Genomic DNA, 583 nt, shown 5'->3' with positions numbered 1-583 from the left:
GCCCGGCGGGTGGGCAGGGCGGGTGAGCGCGGCGGCTGCCGGGTTCTCAGCCCTGGCGGGCCTTGAAGCGGGGCTCCTTCTTGTTGATGACGAAGGTGACCCCCTTCCGGCGCACGATCTGCGCTCCGGGCTTGGACTTCAGGGATCGCAGGGAATTGCGCACCTTCATGACTGCCTCCTCTACTGCACCTTCGGACGATGTTGCGCACGCCGACGCTCTTGCGGTCAGCGCTCCTCGCGGAACGTGACGTGCCGTCCGGCGACGGAGTCGTACTTGCGCAGGACCAGCCGGTCGGCGTCGTTGCGCCGGTTCTTGCGGGTCGTGTAGGTCGCGCCGGTACCGGCGGTGGACCTCAGGGTGACGACGGGGCGCGCCGTGCTGCGTGCCATGGGGGGCCTCCTTTCACCGGCATCGCACTCTTTGAGCGGTGCATGCCAGTCGAGGTGTGCAACAGCGAAAAGGGCGAGGTCATTCCCGCGCCCCTCGGTTACAGTGCTCCGCCGGTATCGAACGAGAAACCGGTTTCGAGCAGAGGTCCAGAGGGAGACAGCGGTGCGCTTCGGGGTGGGGAACGGCTGGCGG

The 583-nt window shown here is 67.8% G+C and carries 2 protein-coding genes; both read right to left on the bottom strand.

What is annotated here, in order from left to right:
• Positions 1 to 46: 46 nt before the first annotated feature.
• Positions 47 to 169 carry a type B 50S ribosomal protein L36 gene (ykgO, locus tag BZL64_RS38770; protein WP_086773554.1) on the bottom strand — a complete coding sequence of 41 codons (123 nt, stop codon included), beginning with the start codon at positions 167 to 169 and terminating at the stop codon, positions 47 to 49.
• Between the two features lie 56 nt (positions 170 to 225).
• On the bottom strand, positions 226 to 390 hold the full coding sequence (rpmG, locus tag BZL64_RS38765; protein WP_086773553.1) for a 50S ribosomal protein L33: 165 nt from the start codon (positions 388 to 390) through the stop codon (positions 226 to 228).
• Positions 391 to 583: the final 193 nt, after the last annotated feature.

Source organism: Streptomyces bobili (assembly GCF_002154575.1).
Lineage (GTDB): Bacteria > Actinomycetota > Actinomycetes > Streptomycetales > Streptomycetaceae > Streptomyces > Streptomyces bobili.
The sequence above is the reverse complement of the archived record's forward strand: the minus strand, read 5'-3'. Positions and strand labels throughout refer to the sequence as shown.

Bases quoted from the DNA above. Each gene is read 5' to 3' on its own strand.
- rpmG (WP_086773553.1), bottom strand. From the start codon at position 390: ATGGCACGCAGCACGGCGCGCCCCGTCGTCACCCTGAGGTCCACCGCC.
- ykgO (WP_086773554.1), bottom strand. From the start codon at position 169: ATGAAGGTGCGCAATTCCCTGCGATCCCTGAAGTCCAAGCCCGGAGCG.